The sequence below is a fragment of the Mycobacterium appelbergii genome (assembly GCF_032883035.1).
GTDB classification, from domain to species: domain Bacteria; phylum Actinomycetota; class Actinomycetes; order Mycobacteriales; family Mycobacteriaceae; genus Mycobacterium; species Mycobacterium appelbergii.
This window is the reverse complement of sequence record NZ_JAMQTH010000005.1, coordinates 203,859-220,728: the sequence shown is the minus strand read 5'-3', so window position 1 is coordinate 220,728 and position 16,870 is coordinate 203,859. Positions and strand designations below refer to the sequence as shown.

Below are 16,870 nucleotides of genomic sequence, written 5' to 3'. Positions count from 1 at the left end.
CTCCTAGCTGAGGTCGAGAGCGGCGGTGTCGACGCGGGAGGCGACATCGGCCATCCACGTGCGCCTGCCTTCCGGCGGCCCGCCGAACAACGTGTGGTGCAGCTTCGAGTCGCTGTCATCGAGGTGCACCCGAATCACGGTGCGCCGCTGCGGATCCAGCACGGTGTTCCAGAAGTCATCGGCGTCCATTTCGCCGAGGCCCTTGTTTCGCTGCACCTCAACCTTGCGTTTGGAGGTGGCACGCAACTGGGCCACCGCGGCGTCGCGCTCGGACTCGTCCTGGCAGTAGATGCGTTGCGTGGCGTCCTTGACTACGAACAACGGTGGCAACGTCACGTAGACCATGCCGGCTTCGACCAATGGCCGGTAGAAGTCCAGAAACATCGAGATCAGACTGGAGTTGATGTTGCCGCCATCGGGGTCGGCGTCGGAGGCGAACAAGATGCGGTCGTAACGGCACAGTTCCGGATCGCAGTGCTCACGCACTCCGCAGCCCAGAATGCGTTCGATCGAGTCGAACTCGTCCTTGACCCGCGCCTTGCTCAAGGCGAAACCGTAAACGTTGGGCGGCTTGCCTTTCAGCGGGAACGCCGCTTGGAATGTGGCGTCCCGCGCCGCTTTGATGGTGCCCAGCGCTGAATCGCCCTCGCACAGGAACAGCTCGGCACCCGATCCGCGACCGGTTTCCCGGCTGGGCAGCAACTTCGGCGGCAGCGACAGATTCGTCCCCAGCCCTTTGGCTTTCGACGCCGCGCGGGACCGGGCCTTTGCGCCTTCGGCGCTCCGCCGAGCTCGGGCTGCCTCCAGGGCCAGCTTCGTCCACAGTGACACGGCCTCACCGTTGGCGGGGTTGGCCGCCCAGATGGTGACTCCGCGCGCCACATCCGGGGCCATCGCCAGGTTCAGTGACCGCGATGACACGGCGGTCTTGGCCTGGGAGTCCCAGGCCACATCGGGGGCGCGGGTGTCGACCGCCAGCGCCGTGACCGCAGCGAAATCCTGTGCCTCCGGGCCGTCCTCGCCTTTGGCCAGGCCCAGATCCCGGATGCGGGAGGCACGGTCGGCCAACGCTTCGGACAGCCCTTTCACCGCGGCCGTCAGATGCGATCCGCCGCCCGGTGTGCGCACGGTGTTGCAGAACGCCGCCACCGTCGCCGGTTCGGCCGGGCCAGCGGTCAACGACCAGCGGAACGGTGTGGGGCCGCGCCCGGTGGTGTACTCGCCGCGCCCTTCGACCGCGGCACGGGCGCCGGGCACCGGAGCATCGGCGGCGGTACACATCAGTTCCAGCAATGAGTCCGTGCCCCACGGGCCGCTGAACGGCTCGATCAACTCGGGCCGGATCTCGCCGCCGGGCCAGCCTTCGTCGACGACGACCAGGTGCACCCCGGGCGACATCCGTGCCGCGGCGTGTGCACGCAGGAGCACCTCGCCGACATCGACGCTGGAATCGGGCACCACGACCGGATCGAACAGGATGCGCACCGTGGTGCCGTGCGCGTCGGGTTTGCGGTTGCCCGACCCGCGCAGTTTCTGCGTGTCGGCCCGGGTGAACGGGGCGTTCGGGTCGAAGTCCTTGCCGTCGAACGTTCCGGGGTAGCCGCCGCCGAAACTCTGCAGATACGTCTTCCCTGCGCGACGTACCGTCACGTCGGTGCGCGCGGAGATGAACACCGCCGCCGCGGCGCCGATGCCGTTCAGCCCGGCCCCGGTGCTCGTCGCGTCGGTGTGTGCGGAGAACTTGCCACCGGCCCGCGCGGTGCCCAGTGTTTTGACGATGCCGTTCTTGCCGGTCACCGGGTCGGAGTCGACGGGAAGGCCGCGGCCGTCGTCAGCGACGCTGACCGATCCGTCGGCGTGCAAGGTGATCGTGACCGTCGAGCCACCGTGGCCGGGGTCGGCAACCTCTTCGATCGCGTTGTCGACCAGCTCGCGCAGCGCGGTGTTGAGCACGTCGAGGCCCAGGTTCACCGCGGGGCGCAGGCGGGTGTGCTGGACATCGTCGAGTTCGGTGATGTCGACAGCGTTGTAACTCACTGCTGGTCCTTTCCAACAGGGCCGATGCCACAGCAATCGGTTCCCACTCGTGCCAACCACCCTCGGCACGCGGGCGGCCTATGCATTCTGCCTTGGGGCGGTGACACCATCCCAACGGCCACGTTTCGTTTCATCCCAGGACTGACGCCTCCGGTTGATCCCTGAGGGGCGGCACCACCACCGCAGTTAATAGTTATTAACGTTGAGCTCGATAGCGTCAAATTTACGGCGCGGCCGCGGCGCGACCCGGTGGTCCTGGTGATAAAAGATGGGGTGCAGTGCTATTGGGAGACTCAAGCGCATTCCATCGGTCGATCGCAGCGAGGCGTTGACAGGGTGCTGCTCACACTTTACGTTAATATTCATTAACGCAGGTGAAGGGGCAGGGCTATGGGGTTCATAACTTCGAGCGACACCGAAACGTTGCGAAGGTCTCCCCGTGGGCACCGTCATCAGGTACTTGCAGGCGCCATCGCGGGCTGTGGTGCATGGGCGCCGGGCACGTGCTGAATACGATCGACCGCACCGGGAAAGTGCTCGACCTCTTCACGACAGAGAGGGCCGAGTGGGGCGTTACTGAGATTGCAGCCGCGCTGCGGCTACCAAAGTCGACCACCTTTGATGTTGTGGCCAGTCTCGCTGACATCGGACTGCTGCAACAAACGTCGGACGACCGGTACCGGCTCGGCTGGCGTGTTCTGCTCATCAGTCGCCGATTGCTGAACGCGACTTGCTTCGACGCGCAAACGCACCGTTATGTGGCCGAGCTGGCCAACCAGCTCGCCGCCGTTGTCACGATTGGGGTCTGGGACGGCCAAGGTGTTGTCTGCATTGCCCACGCGTCGGTGAACCGGACCGAGCCGATCCTCGGCGACGGAACACACATCTCAGGTACCACCTCGGCTCTTGGGAAACTGCTGATGGCACAACTTCCCTGGCATAAGGTCCAGGAGCGGATCGACCGATATGGCTTGCCCATCCTTACGCAGAACTCAGTATCCGACATCAAAGTGCTTCGTGCGCAGCTTGTCTCAGCTCGCCGCAATGATTTTGCCACAGAGCACGGTGAGACCCTCGGCGGTTGGTCGTGTATTGCCGTGGGCATTTACCAAAATGAGCGCCGGATGGTTGCGGCGTTATCCATCAGCATGCCGACAGAGCGAATGCAGTACCGTTTCGAGGAGTACATACGTATCGCTCGCCGGACCAGCCGCGCCGTCCTTGAACAGGGTGTTTCGTCGCGGGTAGCTCCCGCCTAGTTCCCACGTTGCGAGCGCACTGCGCGCCAAAGGTATTGGCTTATAGGCAGCTCAGGCAATCCAAACCGGGATCAACAGGGCAACGTGGCCCTGGCGGGGCAAGGTCGGGCAATGTGGGTTGGGCTGGCAAAAGGCGTGGCCAACTCTCTCGGTGCTGTTGTCGCCGTCGTCGGAGTGTCCTTCACCGAACCCTCGCTCGGTGCGAGGCTGGAGTTGGCTTCGCTGGTCCCGTGGGCGAGGGGGATGGCCAGCATCGCCACCACGAAAGCCGTGCCAATTGCTGCAGAAACCTGCTTGATGCTCACGATGACGCGACGGAAAGTGTTCAGTTCCATTCGTTTTGCTCCTATTGAGGTAGGCATCATGGGTGCTTGCCGGCTTGGTGATCGCCAAGCCGATGTGAGTGACACATGACACACTGACCCCCGAGCATGACGTAAGTCATTGACTGTCCGGGTATCTCGGAAACTGCCCGTTCACCAGGCGGTGACGGCTGTGTGAGGAAGGTTAAGGCGAACGGATTTCGGCGCTACTCGGCGCGAGGTGAGGTGAGTGCCTGGATCGCCGCGGTCGACATCGTCTTGATGATCGAATCGTGGTCGAGCCCTTTGTTGAGGGTGGCTACGGCATTCAGCATCGAGAACACCGCGTGAGTGAGCAGGCGTACTTCAGGTTCGGACAGCTCGGGGCGGAGCTGTGACACGGTCGAGATCCACTCCTCGGCGTACAGATTCATCTCTCGCCGAATGCGTCGGCGATCCGATTCGGGAAACGCATGCTCGTTCTTGAGGAAGATCAGCGGTGTCGGCGGACCGACCAGCACCGTCCTGATGTGAAAGTCGACCATGGCGTTGAGCGCCGCACGCGGATCGGGCTCCGCCTCGGCCGTCGCTCGGGCGAACTGATGGAGAGACTCCAGCGAAGTCTCCACCACTGCGATGAGAAGGGCCTGCTTGTTCTGGAAGTGGCGATAGAGCCCTGGGCCGGAGATCCCCGCCTTCGCGCAGATCATCTGGACCGTAACCGAATCATAGGGATGGCGTAGGAACAGGTCGGCGGCCACTTCCAGCAGCAGCTCGCGGCGTGAGGGGTCAACCGTTGGCGCGTCCGGCTGTGCCTGGTCAGTCCTCATGGCTCACAACGGTAGCGGGCGACCCTGCCACCAGTACATGAACAGGCGCATACCGCCCGCGGACAGGCCCAGTCGCGTCGATCGATCGCATGCTCACAGGTTAACAAATATTAACGCATGTCGACTCGGGGGCGGGCATGGGCCGAGCTGGATTGCCAGTCGGAAGCCCCTGGATGGGCTGCTTGAACTGGGGATATTGCGAGCTCAGCTGAGTGAAGACTCCGCGGTATGACTCGACGGCGCCAAGGTGTTGACAGTCCAAGGTCCGCGCCTTACGTTAATATGCGTTAACAAGAATGAAGGGTTGTGACAATGCGGTTCATCTTTATGAGCGAAGCCGAGACGTCGCCGGGGCATACTCACGAGCACCGTTACCGGGAGCTGATCGACGAGGTTCTCCTCGCTGAAGAGGTGGGATTTGATGCGTTCGGCACTTCTGAACAGCACGTGGCGATCGGCACGGCGACGACGTCGGCCCCCGAGGTCATCTATCCCTACCTGATGGCGCTCACCAATCGAATCCGGTTCGTGCACCTGGTGACCCTGCTGCCCACGCGCATCAACCACGCACTTCGGGTCGCAGAGCGACTGGCCACTGAGGACATTTTGTCCAATGGCCGTGTGGAACTCGGTGTCGGTCGAGGCAACACCACGCTCGCACTGCGCGCATTCGAGGTTCTACCGACGGAGAACAAGGCCCAGCTGATTGAGGGGCTCGAAGTCATTCGCCGTGCGCTGCACAACGATATCTTCTCGTTCGTTGGCGAGCACTACAAGATTCCGCCACGCGGCCTGGTGCCCAAAGGAATTCAAGCCCCCTATCCGCCCATCCATATGGCTACCGGGAGCCCTGAATCTGTCCGCATGGCCGCGGAGCTCGGCATCGGCGCGATTGTCGGCGGTTTCTACCTCGGCTTTGAGTTCCTTGAGAACATGCTGGGTATTTACGACGAGGCTCTCGCCGGGGCGACACACACGTATCCACTGCAGGCACAGAAGCTGGTCGCGGTTGGCGGCGGGATGCACTGCGCTGAGACGCGCGACGAGGCCGTCAAGTGGGCGCGGGGCCTGGCCGAAACAGTCGCCCTGTCGACGGATGCCTATCAGCGTCTCTCGAAGCTCTCCGATGACTACCAGTACATGGGCGCAGTCAAGCATCTCGATTTCAGTGATGAGCGCTACATGCTGGAGGATTCGTCCGGCTTCATCGTGGGCGATCCTGACGACTGCATCGCGCAGGTTCAGCGGTTTGCCGATCTGGGCGCCGAAGCCCTCGTCATGCGAATCGACGGGCTTCCGCATCGGGAACTGATGAAGTCGATCGAGTTGTTCGGCAAGTATGTGATTCCGAAGTTCAAGAATCCGCGCGCTGTGGTGCGCACCTCTGAACAGGTCCTCGACGATATTCGCGCCGCACGGCCAGACCATTACGCCGAACTGGAAGCGTTCGAAAACACAGGATCTCAGAAAGAAACAGCCAAAAGCAGTGTTGGGGTAGGAGAAGCGCGATGAGCACATTGGCCGCGGATGACATCTTCAGCCGCTACCCGAAGGAGATCCTGATCGAGCGCAAGCCGAACGGGGTACTCCTGATCACCATCAACCGTCCCGAGCGACTGAACTCTTTGACGATGCCGATGTTCGACCATCTGACCGATATTTGGGTGGACGTCGACCGAGACCCCCAGACGCGGGTCGCTGTCATCACCGGGGCCGGCCGCGGGTTCTGCACGGGCATGGATGTGTCCCAGCCAGACCCCACCCTGGACGAGGCGATCGCGCTCATGGAGGGGGAGCGGCGGCGGATCATGAACCTCCTGAACATGGACAAACCTCTCATCTCGGCGATCAACGGCCCGGCCGTGGGTTGGGGTTTGTCGATGGCCCTCCTCGCGGACATCAGCGTCGCCGCGCAGGACGCGTTGCTCCGGGACGGTCACACCCGCGTCGGAGTCGTTGCGGGCGACCATTCTTCCCTGATCTGGCCGCTGCTCGTCGGCATGGCCAAAGCCAAGTACTACCAACTGACCTCGGCAAGTCTGACTGGCGCAGAAGCCGAGCGAATGGGACTGGTCAGCGTCACTGAGCCGAAAGACTCCGTGCTCGAGCGCGCCTTGGCGATCGCCGACGATCTCGCGCGAGGGTCGCAACAGGCCATCCGCTGGACGAAGCGTTCATTGAACTCAGGCTGGCTGACCAATGCCCTTCCTCAGCAGGAATTGTCTGCGGCCTTGGAGACCCTTGGTTTCGCAAGCGCCGACTACCTCGAGGCTCGACAAGCTTTCCGTGAGGGCCGGGTGGCCGACTTCCCCTCTGCCCGCGGTGATGGTCACTCTGTCCTCGTCTCTCCGGTGACGCGCGAAGCCACCAGGTGACGCATGACGGGACTTGAAACCAAGCCGGCCGCTGGGTTCAGCACGGTAGACCACGCGGGTGTCCTCGTCGTCACCTTGGACCGACCGCCCGCCAACGCAGTGAACCGAGGACTCATTCGCGGTCTCTCCGGGCTGTTTACCGACCTCACCGCAATGCGGGAGGCGCCACCAATCGTCCTCACCGGCCGTGGAGAACGATTTTTCTGCGCCGGAGGTGATATCAAGGAGCTCGAGGGGGTAGCCCAGCATGAGTTGGACGCTCGGATGCGGGAGTTTCACGCACTACTTGTGGCGATGGACCGATACCCGCGACCGGTGATCGGCGCAGTCAACGGCCACTGCGTGGGCGGGGGCATGGAAATCGCCCTTTTCGCCGACACTGTGCTGGCTGCGCACGGTGCGCGATTCGGTTTCCCGGAGATCAACCACGGTCTGCTACCGGCTGACAAGGGTGTTCAGCGCGCCATCCGAATGCTCGGAGCACGTGTCACGAGGCAGATATTGTTGTCGGGCGAATTATTCGATGCTCAGCGGGCACTGGAGATCGGCATCGTGGATGGTCTCGTGGAGCCCGCAGATCTGGTCGATGCGGCGCTGACGTCGGCTCGGGAGGCGGCGGCCAAGGCACCTGTGCTGTACGGCGCGCTGAAATGCAGCGTGAATGATCCAGACGACGACCGCGATCAGACCTACTTGCAGCGCACACTTGCCGCTGCCGCCCGATATTTCGACGACCCGACGGCACATGGACTGCGAGAGAGCTGGAACGACAATCGATCTGGTGGAGGAAGAGGATGACTTCGCCTGGGAGCGGCAGGGATGGAATACCCGTGCTGAGCAGTGTGTCGGGGTTCGAGGCGGTGCCACGCACGTTTGCGCAGATGTTGTGCGACCGCGCTGAGCGCGAACCAGACACGGTCGCTTTCTGCAGTTGGGAGCGTGGTGCTGCACACCCCACCAGTTGGAGCGAGTACCTGGAGGAGGTGCGAGAGGCCACACTTGGTTTGCACCACCTCGGGGTAGGGCTCGGCGACCGGGTGGCCATCATGTCGGCGACCCGCCGGGAGTGGGTTGTGGCGGCACTTGCGATCCTGAGTGTGGGCGGTGTTCCCGTGGGCGTCTATCCAACGAGTTCGGCTCACGAGGTCGAATATGCGCTGGAAAACAGCGGGGCGACAGCCATCTTCGTGGAATCGCCATCTGACATCACCAAGATTGAGGCAATCGCCCCCCGGCTACCGGGGTTAAGTGCGGCTATCGGGTTCGATACCGAACCGGTAGGTCTGCCCGCGACAGTCGCGTCGGGTGATTGGGAGTCTTTGCGCGCCAGAGGGCGAGCGAAGGCGCTGGCAGAGCCGGATCTGTTTCGGGATCTGATCGAAGCGGGTGACATCGATCAGCCGGCTGCACTGTTCTACACATCTGGATCGACGGGCGCACCAAAGGGCGTGGTACACACGCACCGCACTCTTCAGTACTCCGTACTCGCTTTTGCCATGTCTTATCCCGACATGGGTAAGACCCGCCACGATCTCGTCGGCTTTCTCGGACTGTCACACGTCGCGCCGGCTCTGATCGGAGTTTTCGCGCCGATCATGACGAGGCTGGTCGTCACGTACTGCGCCATGGATCAGCGTGTCGAGGCGCTCATCGGCGTACGGCCAACTGCTGTGCTGTGGCCCCCGAGGATGCACGAGAAGCTTGCCAGCGAAATGCTGCAGGTAGTGTCGGATTCCGGGAAAGGTCTCCGTCTCAGGTATTCGCTGGCGATGCGAGTCGCCCGCAGAGTCAGTGTTTTGCGCTGGCAGCAGCGTGAGATGCCGAAGTACCTTGGAGCGCTCTACGCGCTCTGCATGAATCGCGTGTTCCTACCGTTGCGCGCGAAGGTCGGCATGGACCGCATCACGGTCAGCTGGACGGCCTCGGGCAGCATGACCCCCGACGTGGCGGCGCTGTGGCACATGTGGGGCCTCGACCTTCGCGAGCTATTCGGTACTACCGAAACGTGTGGCTCGGTGCTCGCCCAGTGGGACCGCGCCTTTCCCACGCCGGGCACAATCGGCAAGTGCATGCCCGACCCCCGGTGGGCTATTCGTGTCTCCGACGAAGGCGAGCTGCTGCTGCGCAGCCCGGGTCTCTTCACCGGCTACTGGCGGAATCCGGAGGCGACAACGTCTGCGGTGGCAGACGGGTGGTATCACACCGGCGATCTGGTTGAGCTGAGCCCCGACGGCGAGGTGAAAATCATTGGGCGAATGAAGGATGTCCTCAAGACCAGTGGCGGCAAGACCATCAGCCCACAGCCGATAGAGGTGAGGCTCAAAGCCAGCCCGCTGATCGACGAGGCGGTCGTCGTCGGTGAAGGGCGAAAGTACCTGACGGTACTGCTGACCGTCAGTGGCGTGGCGCAGGAGATGAGTCCGCGCGACCGGGATGCCGCGCTGACCACGTGGATCGACCAGGTCAACTCGGAACTGGCGCGACCGTTGCAGCTGAAGAAGTTCCGGATACTGCCCAGGCCCCTGTCGGCGGATGCCGGAGAGCTGACGTCCAAAGCCACCATCCGGCGCGCCAACGTCCTTACCTCCTTCGCCGATCTCGTCGACGACATGTACGACGCAGGCGAACAGGACGAGATCGCCCGCCAGGTTGGCTTGGCCAGAACAGAACGCAAATAGGTGCCGGCATGAATGAGCTTCGTATCGAGTACATGACAAGTGCCGAAATCGGAGACGCGGTCGATGACGGAGCCCGCACCGCGATCTTGCCTTTGGCAGCAGTAGAACAGCATGGTGGACACCTACCCCTCTCGGTGGACGCCGATCACGCCGACGAGCTGGCCGTCCGGATCGCGCGCGCTCTCGGAAGTGCGCTCGTGTTGCCCACCGTTCGTGTCGGGTACTCTCCGCATCATCTGGGATTCCCGGGAACGCTGTCGCTTCGAGCCTCGACGTTGGAAGCAATCTGCGAAGATTACGGCGCAAACCTCGCTGCGCACGGATTTGAGCGGATGGTGTTGTTCTCAGGCCACATTGGAAACTATCCCGTGATGCGGGACTTCGAGCTGCGTCTGGCGCACAAGTTGGCTCCACTCTCGGTCATCGTCTTCACCGACAGTGCGGCGATCCTCGATGCCTGGCGCTGTGCGGCTGAGGACGTGGCATGCCTGGGCGGCAACGTAGGCGGACACGCCGATGTCGCAGAAACCTCCGTGATGCTCGTGCTTCACCCCGACAAAGTCCGCGTCGAAGGCTTTGCCCGAGGGTATTCGGGCACCGTTGACGAGAAGTTCCTTGCCCGGACCTTCAGAGAAGGCATCGGTTCCGTGTCGCCCAACGGTGTTCTGGGCGATCCTGCCGGCGCATCCGAGTCCATCGGGACAGCCTGTCTGGATGCCGTGACCTCCCTCATCGTCGAGCATGTGCGTGCTCGGAGTGCCTGATCGCCCTCGAGTCAGGCGTTGATCCCAACGAGCAGAAATTCAACCAAGGTGGTGCCATGACGAGTTTTGATCCAGTGAAGTCGGGTGACTCGGAACGGGATACGCTCAAGTTACGCAGGCTGTACGGGCGGTATCCGACCGGTGTCGCAGCCGTGTGCGCGCTACGGGATGAACGACCGGTGGGAATCGTCGCCACTTCATTCACCCCTGTATCGATGAACCCGGCGTTGGTGTCGCTCTGCGTGCAGCACACGTCGACGACGTGGCCGACTCTGTCCGAAGGCGGGCGCCTCGGTGTCTCGGTGCTGGCGTCGAACCATGAAGCGACGTCTCGCCAGATTGCGGCCAAGAATGTCGATCGATTTGCCGGCATACCCTGGTTTGCAAGGGAATCCAGCGCCGTGTTCTTGGCTGGCGCCGTCGCTTGGCTCGATTGCCGAATCTCGACTTCGATCCCCGCCGGAGACCACGATGTGGTTCTTCTGGAAGTCGATGACGCCGCAGTCGATGAGGCGGTATCACCGCTTGTGTTCCATGACAGCCAGTTTCGTACGCTTAGCGATCGGTGAGTAATGACGATGGTGGGCCTCTGCGACGTGGAACAGACAATCGACTCTGCGGCGAACGCTCTGAACGCCGGGCGGCCGGTGCTGATCGTACGCGGTGGACCGGGTCGGGAAGCTGCCGATATATTGATTTCGGCCGCTCTCGCCAGCCCGCGGTGGACCGCGTGGGCGGTCAGATACACGTCTGGATTGCTGTGCGTCACGCTGCGGTCGACTCGGGCAGACGAGCTGGACCTGCCGGCTATGGTGCGGGGGAACGGATTCAGCGAGGAAACTCCCTCTTTCGGTGTAGGGGTAGACGCCGCTGCCGGTATCGGAACCGGTATCAGTGCGACAGATCGTGCGCATACTGCTCGGGTACTGGCCAGTTCGCAGACCGGTCCTGAGGACCTGTCGCGGCCGGGACACATCCTGCCCCTGAGGACCGCTCCGCGTGGCGTGATCGAGCGCCGAGCCGGCGCTGAAGCGGCGGTGGATCTGTGCGAAATCGCCGGACTCCCGCCGGCGGGTCTGACTGCCACACTCCTGGCTGACGGTGGTGATCTCCTGCAGGGTGTGGAACTCTCAGCCTTCGCGCGCGCTGAGTGCCTACCGATGGTCCGGGTCGAGGATGTAGTGCATCACCGCCTCCATCATGGGGACGGCCGCCGTGGCCGAGTCAGGCAGACCGCTACGCGGATTGTCGATGTTCCTGACAGGTCGATGCGAGTAGTCGACTTCACAGATGAATTGACCGGCGCCGAACATACCGTCTTCGTCGGCTCGTTGACGCGCACGGTGGCTCCGACGGCCTATATCGTCTCTGAATGCCCACACCGTGATCCGCTCTCGGCCGACTGCGGCTGCCGGCAGGAATTCGAAACCCGTCGAGCGCGAATTGCCGACGAAGGGGGCGTGATCGTCTACCTGCGGTCAAGTCGAGTACCCGCCGAGAAGTATTCGGTTCAGGAACACGAACTCGCGCAAGGGTGTATTACCGCGATGCTCGTACATCTTGGAATCAGCGGGGCGCTGGTATCCGGGTGGCCAGACGGTGGGGAACTTACGGATTACCGGACCGCTGCTTCACTCTGACCGGTTCACTGGCGGGCGCCGTCTACTGGACTCGCTTTTCGTAAGCTTTCCAGGCCTGTTCGCGCAGCACGTACTTCTGGATCTTGCCGGTCGACGTTTTCGGCAGGTCGCCGAAAGTCACATGTTTTGGCGCCTTGAATCGAGCGATCCGTGTTCGGACGTGTTGGATGATGTCGTCGGCACTGGCTTGCACTCCGGCCTTGAGAGTGACGTGGGCGGCCGGTACCTCTCCCCACTGCGGATCCGGCACCGCGATGACCGCCACCTCCAGGACGGCGGGGTGTTCCATGATCGCCTGTTCCACCTCTACGGAAGCAATGTTCTCACCGCCGGAGATGATGACGTCTTTACTGCGATCGCGCAGTTCGATGTATCCGTCGGCGTGGCGCACACCCAGATCACCGGTTCGGAACCACCCATCGGGTGCCGCCGCCGCAGTGGCATCCGGATCGTGCAGGTAACCCATCATCACGTTGTTTCCGCGCAGCGCGATCTCTCCGATGCTCACCCCATCAGCCGTGACATCGCCCCCGTCTTCTGCGAGAACCCGGATCTCACAAGAGATCATGTTCGCCACGCCCTGTCGCGCTTTCATCCTGGCGCGATCTTCCAGGTCGAGCTGATCCCACTCGGGACGCCAGTCACAGATCACCGCCGGACCATAGGTTTCGGTGAGGCCGTACAGGTGCGTGATCTCGAATCCCAACGCCGACATCTTGCGCAGAATCGCCGGCGATGGCGGTGCCCCGCCGGTCGCTACGCGAATCTGTCTATCCCCCACTGCTTTCGCATCGTCAGCGTAGGCGAGCATCGACAACACTGTGGGAGCGCCGTTGAGATGCGTCACGCCGTGTTCACTGATCAGTCGCCACACTTCCGCGGGATCGACCTTGGGGAGACACACATGCGTGGCTGCGGCCGCGGTGACTGCCCAGGGAAAACACCATCCGTTGCAATGGAACATGGGAAGCGTCCACAGATGGACAGCTGACGCGGACAGTCCCGTGTGTGCCACCATGGCCAGCGCCTGCAGATAAGCGCCGCGATGGGCGTACATCACACCCTTGGGTTTACCTGTCGTCCCAGAGGTGTAATTGATCGACAGCAACCCGAGCTCGTCGGCCGATGTACGCCGTAGCGGGGATGCCGACGCCAATAACGCCTCGTAGTTGCCCCCGTCGCCGACGCCCGCCAAGATCAACGTCGGGGGATCGGTCAGCTGGTCGCACGCCTGCTCCGCAGCGTCGGCGTACATCGGGTCGCAGACCAGGACAGCAGAGTCTGAATGACCCAGAAGATAGCTGATTTCAGTTCCGGACAGCCGTGTGTTGATCGCGACCAACGCTGAACCCGACCACGGAACTCCGTAGTGCGCTTCAAGTAGGACATGTGAGTTGGGCGCCAGGACCGCGACAGGTCGCCCGCCGGCCAACTCTGCCAGTGCCCCGGCCAACCGCATGGAACGGTCGTGGAGTTGGGCATAGGTCCACCGACGGTCCCCGTCGATCACCGCAACACGGTCTCCGTGGCAACTCGCTGCGCGGTCGAGAAAAGCAGTCGGACTCAACGGCTCATAACTCATCGACGGAATGTGAGGTGTCTGCGCAATACGACTCATGGTGTCGTCCCTTCCCAGTGCAGCCCATCGGGACCGCTACACAATTGCCAAGTGTTGGCGAACGGCGCCGCCGGGCGAGTGCTGAGGTGCAACGCAGTGAGTGGCGAGCTGAAACAAGTCAACACTGCGCCGGCTGCGGCGGGCAATCGCGCTGTCGCAGGCCGTGCATGTTGCTCAATGCTGACGGCGCGTCCCACGGTCCGGTGAGCAGAACGCCCACTTTGGTGCGGTGGCAGGTTTGAGTTATGGCACAGCGGGATTCACCTCCGTGTCCGGTCAGCGGTCGGTGTCACCGGTGAGCTCCCCGAGCAGCGGTGCGAGCCGATAGTCGAGGAATTTGCGCATCACCAATGCGGTCGTCGTTTGCTCTACTCCGTCGATGTCGAGGATGAGGCCTGCGACGCGATAGAGGTCGTCCGCTTCGCGGGCCACCACATGGATCAGCATGTCGGTGACCCCGCCCAGGCCGTGCACCTCGACCACCTCTGGAACCTGTTCGAGGGCAGCAGCGATCTGGGCAAGCTTGCGCTGGGTAACCCGGGTCAGGATGAACGCGGTGAGCGGGTAGCCCAGCGACGCCGGGTCGATACGACGCTCAAATGACCGCAGTGTTCCCTGGCGTTCCAACTTGGTCAGCCGTGCTTGAACGGTGTTTCGCGACAGTTTGGTCTTATCGGCCAGCGCTATGACTGTCGCACGTGGGTCATCGTTGAGTGCCTGCAGGATCTTTGCGTCCAGGGTGTCGACGCGGGGTGTGCTGGTCAAAATGACAATCTCCGAGAACTCGTGAGGGCGTGCGATGCGCACAATGCTCAAAAATGTCCGCACCTCTTGCACGAAGTGTAGGCCGATGGTCGACTTATGGTGTCTTTCTGCGCAAGTGGACCGTACCTCGGTGACGTTCTGTCACGGTGGCACCGGAATCGCCCTCACCCTGGGCGCCGGGCACGGTGCGGCCGCCCGCTCATGACCTGAGTAGGGGTGCAGTCGGTCTGTCTCGCCCATGCCCATCCGCAAGGACACCTGATGCCCAGCACCGCTGCAGTGGAAACCACTGCCTATCCCGTCAACAGCCCCGGCACACCGCTGCATGAGATAGAGCAGCGGGTGTTGTGGTTGTCCACGGCAATGATTCACTACGCCAACCGTATTCGGCCCAACACCAGCGGCCTCAAGGTCGGAGGGCACCAGGCCTCATCCGCTTCGATGGTGTCGATCATGACCACGCTGTGGTTTGAGCAGCTCCAACCCGGCGACCGGGTGTCGGTCAAACCGCATGCCTCTCCTGTTCTGCACGCCCTCAACTACCTCCTCGGTGAGCTTGACGAGAAGTATTTGCCTACGCTGCGCGCATTCGGCGGTCTGCAGTCCTACCCCAGCCGCGCCAAAGACCCTGATCCGGTGGACTATTCGACCGGTTCGGTCGGAATTGGTGCCACTGCGCCGATCTGGGCCGCAATCGCGCGCCGTTATGTCGATACCCAGATCGGTCCTGCCGGCACGGGTCGGCAGTATTCCCTGGTGGGTGACGCCGAACTCGATGAAGGTGCGGTGTGGGAGGCCATTCTGGATCCGTCGGTCTCAGAGCTCGGTGAGGTGGTGTGGATCGTCGACCTCAATCGGCAATCGCTGGACCGTGTCGTGCCCAACATTGCCGCCTCCCGGCTGGAAGCCATGTTCGCCGCAGCAGGTTGGCAGGTGATCACCGTCAAATTCGGCACGCTGCTGGAGTCGTTGTTCACCCGCCCGGGCGGGGAGGTGCTGCGCACCCGCATCCTGGACATGTCCAATCCGGAGTATCAACGCCTGTTGCGTTGCAGTGCCCAGGAAGTCCGCAGCCGTCTGCCGGGTCCCGGTCCGGACGGCGATGTCATCGCGGCGCTGATCGCCGAGCTGGATGATGCGGTGTTGCTGCACGCCATCCGCAACTTGGGCGGTCACGATCTCGATGCGCTACGTGCCGCGTATGCGCAGATCGATGACACCCGGCCGACGGTGATCATCGCCTACACGATCAAAGGCCGTGGGCTGCCCACCCAGGGGCATCCGCAGAACCATTCTTCTCTCCTTACGGTGGAGCAGTACGAGCAGCTGGCAGCCGAACTGGGGATGGACACCGAGCACCCCTGGGCACGATTCGACCACGGCAGTGCGGCCGGTCGGATCTGCGCTCAGACGGCGGAGCGCCTCGCCCGTGAACCGATCCAGACGATGACACCACCGCTGATCCCCGATGAGCTGGGCCGTACACCGTCGGGCACGTCAACCACTCAGGCGGCGCTGGGCCGGGTGTTGCTCGACTTGAGTCGCCAGGCGCCCGATGCTGCCAAACGAGTGGTGACTGTCAGCCCCGACGTCAGCTCGACGACCAATCTGGCCGGTTGGCTGAACAAGGTCGGCGTGTGGTCACCCAACGAGCGGCGCAACTGGTTCGACGATGACCCCGAAACAGTCATGCATTGGCGCGAAAAGCCGACCGGTCAGCACATGGAACTGGGTATCGCCGAGACCAACCTCGTCGGACTGATGGGTGAGCTGGGCGCGACCTGGAGCCGGTGGGGACAGCCGCTGTTTCCGATCGGCGTCATGTACGACCCGTTCGTGGAGCGGGCCTTGGAACCATGGTCCTACGGTATCTACGCGGGCGGGCAGTCCATCCTGGTCGGCACCCCGTCGGGGGTGACCCTGGCCGCCGAAGGCGGTGCTCACCAATCGATCAAGACACCGTCCATCGGGCTGGAACAGCCCGGCTGCCTCAGCTACGAGCCGGCCTTTGCCATTGACGTCGAATGGACGTTGCTGTCATGCATCGGCCGCCTCGGGCGCCCCGACGGAACGTCGTCGTACATCCGACTGTCGACTAGGCCGGTCAATCAAGCGTTGGCAGCCGTTCCGAACGACCCCGCAGCACGGGAACGCCGGCGCCGCCATGTCATCGCAGGCGGGTACGTGTTGCGTCGAGCCGATCAGCCGACGGTCACCCTGGTCGGAATGGGTGCCATGATCACCGAGACCCTGGCCGCGGCAGAACGGCTCGCAGAAATGGGTGTCGACGCCGAAGTCGTGTGCGTCAGCAGCCCCGGGCTGCTGTTCGACGCCGTGCAATCCCGCCGCGGGCTAGCCGAGGGTCCGTCGTGGATTCTGGATCAGCTCTTCCCCGCCGAGCGGGCTGCACCGATGGTCACCGTCCTCGATGGTCACCCGCACACGCTGGCGTTTCTCAGCGGAATCAACGGTGTGCCCGGCACCGCCCTTGGCGTCAGCAGTTTCGGTCAAGTCGGCTCGCTGGAAGACGTGTACCGGTACCACGGCATTGATACCGACAGCATCGTGGGCGCCACGCTCGATCTCGTTGAGAGAGGATGAC

The 16,870-nt window shown here is 62.9% G+C and carries 14 protein-coding genes; 10 read left to right on the top strand and 4 right to left on the bottom strand.

Annotated features, from left to right (window positions below):
* Positions 1–3: 3 nt before the first annotated feature.
* Positions 4–2,037 (bottom strand): toprim domain-containing protein, encoded by a 2,034-nt coding sequence (locus M1247_RS13485; RefSeq protein WP_317156850.1) that lies wholly within the window; start codon positions 2,035–2,037, stop codon positions 4–6.
* 488 nt (positions 2,038–2,525) lie between these two features.
* Here M1247_RS13485 and M1247_RS13480 point away from each other — a divergent pair, with 488 nt between their 5' ends.
* Both M1247_RS13480 and M1247_RS13475 read left to right on the top strand, forming a co-directional pair.
* A complete protein-coding gene (locus M1247_RS13480) occupies positions 2,526–3,296 on the top strand; it encodes an IclR family transcriptional regulator (RefSeq protein WP_317156849.1) in 771 nt (256 codons plus the stop codon).
* 111 nt (positions 3,297–3,407) lie between these two features.
* Positions 3,408–3,710 carry a hypothetical protein gene (locus M1247_RS13475; RefSeq protein WP_317156848.1) on the top strand — a complete coding sequence of 101 codons (303 nt, stop codon included), beginning with the start codon at positions 3,408–3,410 and terminating at the stop codon, positions 3,708–3,710.
* A 115-nt stretch (positions 3,711–3,825) separates the two neighbouring features.
* On the opposite strand, the gene M1247_RS13470 is transcribed toward M1247_RS13475, so the two are convergent.
* Positions 3,826–4,428 carry a TetR/AcrR family transcriptional regulator gene (locus M1247_RS13470; protein WP_317156847.1) on the bottom strand — a complete coding sequence of 201 codons (603 nt, stop codon included), beginning with the start codon at positions 4,426–4,428 and terminating at the stop codon, positions 3,826–3,828.
* A 312-nt stretch (positions 4,429–4,740) separates the two neighbouring features.
* On the opposite strand from M1247_RS13470, the gene M1247_RS13465 reads away from it, so the two are divergent.
* Genes M1247_RS13465 through M1247_RS13435 form a run of 7 tightly spaced genes read left to right on the top strand, consistent with a single transcriptional unit; the run spans position 4,741 to position 11,885 of the window.
* The gene (locus tag M1247_RS13465) at positions 4,741–5,940 is read left to right on the top strand and encodes an LLM class flavin-dependent oxidoreductase (protein WP_317156846.1); all 1,200 of its coding nucleotides are present in this window, start codon (positions 4,741–4,743) and stop codon (positions 5,938–5,940) included.
* Entirely contained in the window at positions 5,937–6,803 is an 867-nt protein-coding gene (locus tag M1247_RS13460; RefSeq protein ID WP_317156845.1) for an enoyl-CoA hydratase/isomerase family protein, read from the top strand. Before M1247_RS13465 ends, M1247_RS13460 begins: the two co-directional genes overlap by 4 nt.
* Positions 6,804–6,806: 3 nt before the next feature.
* Positions 6,807–7,601, top strand: a complete 795-nt coding sequence (locus M1247_RS13455; protein WP_317156844.1) for an enoyl-CoA hydratase/isomerase family protein — start codon at positions 6,807–6,809, stop codon at positions 7,599–7,601.
* Between the two features lie 32 nt (positions 7,602–7,633).
* Positions 7,634–9,481, top strand: a complete 1,848-nt coding sequence (locus tag M1247_RS13450; protein WP_317156843.1) for an AMP-dependent synthetase/ligase — start codon at positions 7,634–7,636, stop codon at positions 9,479–9,481.
* Positions 9,482–9,489: 8 nt separating this feature from the next.
* The gene (locus tag M1247_RS13445; RefSeq protein ID WP_317156842.1) at positions 9,490–10,245 is read left to right on the top strand and encodes a creatininase family protein; all 756 of its coding nucleotides are present in this window, start codon (positions 9,490–9,492) and stop codon (positions 10,243–10,245) included.
* Between the two features lie 56 nt (positions 10,246–10,301).
* Entirely contained in the window at positions 10,302–10,814 is a 513-nt protein-coding gene (locus M1247_RS13440; protein WP_317156841.1) for a flavin reductase family protein, read from the top strand.
* A gap of 3 nt (positions 10,815–10,817) precedes the next feature.
* Positions 10,818–11,885: a 3,4-dihydroxy-2-butanone-4-phosphate synthase gene (locus tag M1247_RS13435; RefSeq protein ID WP_317156840.1), complete on the top strand. Its 1,068-nt coding sequence runs from the start codon at positions 10,818–10,820 to the stop codon at positions 11,883–11,885.
* A 22-nt stretch (positions 11,886–11,907) separates the two neighbouring features.
* Here M1247_RS13435 and M1247_RS13430 read toward each other — a convergent pair whose 3' ends face one another.
* Complete coding sequence (locus tag M1247_RS13430) at positions 11,908–13,503, bottom strand: AMP-binding protein (RefSeq protein WP_317156839.1); 1,596 nt, start codon at positions 13,501–13,503, stop codon at positions 11,908–11,910.
* Between the two features lie 276 nt (positions 13,504–13,779).
* The gene (locus tag M1247_RS13425; protein WP_317156838.1) at positions 13,780–14,268 is read right to left on the bottom strand and encodes an Lrp/AsnC family transcriptional regulator; all 489 of its coding nucleotides are present in this window, start codon (positions 14,266–14,268) and stop codon (positions 13,780–13,782) included.
* A 261-nt stretch (positions 14,269–14,529) separates the two neighbouring features.
* Between M1247_RS13425 and M1247_RS13420 the strand changes: the two genes are divergently transcribed.
* On the top strand, positions 14,530–16,869 hold the full coding sequence (locus M1247_RS13420; RefSeq protein ID WP_317156837.1) for a thiamine pyrophosphate-binding protein: 2,340 nt from the start codon (positions 14,530–14,532) through the stop codon (positions 16,867–16,869).
* Position 16,870: the final 1 nt, after the last annotated feature.

Excerpts from the sequence above, each read along its gene's own strand:
- M1247_RS13480 (WP_317156849.1), top strand. The coding sequence starts at position 2,526 with ATGGGCGCCGGGCACGTGCTGAATACGATCGACCGCACCGGGAAAGTG.
- M1247_RS13475 (WP_317156848.1), top strand. The coding sequence starts at position 3,408 with ATGTGGGTTGGGCTGGCAAAAGGCGTGGCCAACTCTCTCGGTGCTGTT.
- M1247_RS13470 (WP_317156847.1), bottom strand. The coding sequence starts at position 4,428 with ATGAGGACTGACCAGGCACAGCCGGACGCGCCAACGGTTGACCCCTCA.
- M1247_RS13465 (WP_317156846.1), top strand. The coding sequence starts at position 4,741 with ATGCGGTTCATCTTTATGAGCGAAGCCGAGACGTCGCCGGGGCATACT.
- M1247_RS13460 (WP_317156845.1), top strand. The coding sequence starts at position 5,937 with ATGAGCACATTGGCCGCGGATGACATCTTCAGCCGCTACCCGAAGGAG.
- M1247_RS13455 (WP_317156844.1), top strand. The coding sequence starts at position 6,807 with ATGACGGGACTTGAAACCAAGCCGGCCGCTGGGTTCAGCACGGTAGAC.
- M1247_RS13445 (WP_317156842.1), top strand. The coding sequence starts at position 9,490 with ATGAATGAGCTTCGTATCGAGTACATGACAAGTGCCGAAATCGGAGAC.
- M1247_RS13440 (WP_317156841.1), top strand. The coding sequence starts at position 10,302 with ATGACGAGTTTTGATCCAGTGAAGTCGGGTGACTCGGAACGGGATACG.
- M1247_RS13435 (WP_317156840.1), top strand. The coding sequence starts at position 10,818 with ATGACGATGGTGGGCCTCTGCGACGTGGAACAGACAATCGACTCTGCG.
- M1247_RS13430 (WP_317156839.1), bottom strand. The coding sequence starts at position 13,503 with ATGAGTCGTATTGCGCAGACACCTCACATTCCGTCGATGAGTTATGAG.
- M1247_RS13420 (WP_317156837.1), top strand. The coding sequence starts at position 14,530 with ATGCCCAGCACCGCTGCAGTGGAAACCACTGCCTATCCCGTCAACAGC.